The sequence below is a fragment of the Streptomyces sp. NPDC048275 genome, assembly GCF_040652275.1.
Lineage (GTDB): Bacteria > Actinomycetota > Actinomycetes > Streptomycetales > Streptomycetaceae > Streptomyces.
Genome location: NZ_JBEZLR010000221.1, coordinates 1 through 3,497, shown reverse-complemented (window position 1 = coordinate 3,497; position 3,497 = coordinate 1). Strand labels below are relative to the sequence as shown.

Annotated in this window: 1 protein-coding gene; it reads right to left on the bottom strand. The window is 72.3% G+C overall.

Annotated features, from left to right (window positions below; translation table 11 throughout):
* Window positions 1-3,497, bottom strand: a 3,497-nt coding sequence (locus tag AB0D57_RS47400; protein ID WP_362088719.1) for a beta-ketoacyl synthase N-terminal-like domain-containing protein, incomplete at both ends; no start/stop codon positions are given.

Here is a 3,497-nt window from a genome sequence, read left to right as displayed (position 1 = left end):
CAGGTCGTGCAGGCGTGCGGCCTGGTCGTGCAGGGCGGGCAGGCTCTTGGCGGACAGCACCCACGGCAGCGGACCCGCCGCAGCCTCGGGGGCCTTCGCCTCGGCAGGCTCCTCGACGTGCTCCTCGATGATGACGTGTGCGTTGGTGCCGCTCACGCCGAAGGAAGAGATACCGGCCCGGCGCGGACGGCCGTTCTGCTCCCAGGGCTGAGCCTGCGTCAGCAAGGAGACGGCGCCCGCCTCCCAGTCGATGTGCGAGGAGGGGTTGTCGGCGTGCAGCGTCCTGGGCAGCTGTTCATGGCGCATCGCCATGACCATCTTGATGATGCCCGCGACACCGGCGGCGGCCTGTGTGTGGCCGATGTTGGACTTCAGCGAGCCCAGCCGCAGCGGCTTGTCGGCCGGCCGGTCCTGCCCGTACGTGGCGAGGATCGCCTGTGCCTCGATCGGGTCGCCCAGCCGGGTGCCGGTGCCGTGCGCCTCCACCGCGTCCACCTCGGCCGGTGTGAGCCCGGCGTTGGCGAGGGCGGCCTGGATGACGCGCTGCTGGGAGGGGCCGTTGGGGGCGGTCAGCCCGTTGCTGGCGCCGTCCTGGTTGACGGCGCTGCCGCGGACCACCGCGAGGACCTGGTGGCCGTTGCGCTCGGCGTCGGACAGCCGCTCCACCAGGAGCAGGCCCACGCCCTCGCTCCAGCCGGTGCCGTCGGCCTCCTCGGAGAACGCCTTGCAGCGGCCGTCCCGGGCCAGCCCGCGCTGCCGGCTGAACTCGATGAAGCCGCCCGGAGTCGGCATGACCGCGACGCCGCCCACCAGTGCCATCGTGCAGTCGCCGTTGCGCAGGGCCTGACCGGCCAGGTGCAGGGCGACGAGAGAAGAGGAGCAGGCGGTCTCGACGGAGACGGCCGGGCCCTCCAGGCCGAGCGTGTACGCCACCCGGCCGGACGCGACGCTGGTCATGTTGCCGGTCAGCAGATGGCCTTCGAACGCCTCGGGCGCGGCGTCGAGCCTCGCCCGGTAGTCGTTGTGCCCGACGCCGGTGAAGACACCGGTCCTGCTGCCGCGCAGCGTGGCCGGATCCAGCCCGGCCCGCTCCAGCACCTCCCAGGCGGTCTCCAGGAGCAGCCGCTGCTGCGGGTCGGTGGCCAGTGCCTCACGCGGGGAGATCCCGAAGAAGTCCGCGTCGAACCGGTCGGCGTCGTAGAGGAAGCCACCTTGCAGGGAGTACGTCTTGCCCGCCTTGCCGGGATCCGGGTCGTACAGGCCGGCCACGTCCCAGCCGCGGTTGTCGGGGAAGTCGCCGATGGCGTCCACGCCGTTGTCGACGAGCCGCCACAGGTCCTCGGGCGACGCGACGCCCCCGGGGTAGCGGCAGGCCATCGCGACGATGGCCAGCGGCTCGTCCGCGGCTCCCCTGACCACGGTGTGCGCCGGTGCGGAGGCCTGGATGCCGAGCGCCTCCTCGCGCAGCGACTCGGCCAGACTCAGCGGCGTCGGATAGTCGAAGACCAGGGTCGCGGGCAGCCGCAGTCCGGTCGCCGCCGCCAACCGGTTCCGGATCTCCACGCCCATGATCGAGTCGATGCCGAGCTCTTTGAAGGCCCGGTCCGTGTCGATGCTCTCCGGCGTCGCGTGCCCCAGCACGGTCGCCACCTGGGCGCGGATCGTGTCGAGGACGGCCGCGATCTGCTCGGCCTCGCTCAGCCCGGCGAGCCGCTGGGCGAACCGCGACCCGCCCGCCTCGTCCGGAGCGGAAGCCACCGGCCGTGACACCTTGCGCACCGGGACGGCGGCCGGATCGCCGTTCAGCAGGTCACGCAGCTCGGCCAGCCGCTCCGCGGACAGGGACCGGGCCACCATGTTCTGCACCGACAGCACCGGCGCGCCGGCCGGGTCCGCGGCGACCAGTTCCACACCGTTGGCGGTCGGGCTCAGCCGGACCCGCAGGGCCGCCGCACCCGTGGCGTGCAGGGTGACACCCTGCCAGGAGAACGGCATCCGGATCCCGGCCGCGCCGGACGCGTCGGCGTCCAGAGCGAGCGGGTGCAGCGCCGCGTCCAGCAGCGCCGGATGAAGTCCGTAGCCGGAGCGGTCCGTGTCGGCCGGAAGCACGAGTTCGGCGAAGAGGTCCTCGCCACGCCGCCAGACCGCCGTGACACCGCGGAAAGCGGGTCCGTAGAACACCCCGGCGGCTTCCATCCGCTCGTACAGCTCGGCGGTCGGCTCCTGCTGCGCCCCCGGCACCGGCCAGTCGGCGAGTTCGGCGGTCGCGGAGGCCTCGGCGGGAGCGGTGCTCACGGCGCCGGTCGCGTGCCGGGCCCAGACGGCGTCGTCCGCCTCGGACCTGGAGTGGATACTCAGCGGACGCCGCCCGTGCTCGTCCGGCGCACCGACCGCGACCTGCAGCTGTACGCCGCCTCGCCGGCCGAGCGCCAGCGGGGCCTCCAAGGTCAGCTCGTCGATGCGGTCGCAGCCCACCTGGTCCGCGGCCTGCACCGCCAGTTCCACCAGCGCCGTGCCGGGCAGCAGCACCGTGTCCGCGACGATGTGGTCCGCCAGCCAGGGGTGCGTCTCCACGGACAGACGGCCCGTCAGCAGCAGCGCGTCGCTCTCCGCGAGCGTCGTCACCGCACCGAGCAGGGGGTGCGCGGAACGGGTCAGGCCGAGGCTGGTGGCGTCGCCGGTGCCTGCGGGGGCGTCGAGCCAGTAGCGCTCGTGTTGGAAGGCGTAGGTGGGCAGGGCGGGCAGCGGGCCCGTGACTGCCGGCAGGTGCCAGTTGATGTCGAGGCCGCGGGTGTGGGCTTCGGCGAGTGCGTGGGGGAGGTGGTCGCCTTGGTCGCGGCGGAGGGTGGGGAGGATGGCGGTGGGTCGGTCGTCGAAGGTTTGCTGGAGTCCGATGGTCAGGACGGGGTGGGGGCTGGTTTCGATGTAGTAGCGGTAGCCGTCGGTGTGGAGGAGTTCGACGGTGTCGTGGAAGCGGACCTGCTGGCGGAGGTTGGTGTACCAGTACTCGGGGGTGAGGGTGCTGGTGTCGATGGGCTGGGCGGTGACGGTGGAGTAGAACGCGATGTCCGTCGTGTGGGGGGTGATGCCCTCCAGCGCGGTGAGGATGTCCTGGCGGATGGTTTCGACGTGGTTGCAGTGGGAGGCGTAGTCGACGGGGATCTTCCGGGCCCGTATCCCGCGTTCTTCGCATCGGGCGAGCAGGGCGTCGATGGCGGTGACAGAGCCGGAGACGACGGTGGTTTCCGTGCCGTTGATGGCGGCGATGTGGACGTCGCCGTCGAGGAGTTGTGTGACGTGGTCGGGGGGCAGGGGGAGGGAGGCCATGGTGCCGGTGCCGGCGAGGGCGGTGATGGCCTGGGCGCGCAGGATGACGGTTTTGGCGGCGTCTTCGAGTGACAAAGCGCGGGCGGTGTAGGCGGCGGCGATTTCGCCTTGGGAGTGGCCGGTGACGGCGTCGGGGGTGATGCCGTGGTGTTTCCAGAGTTCGGCGAGGC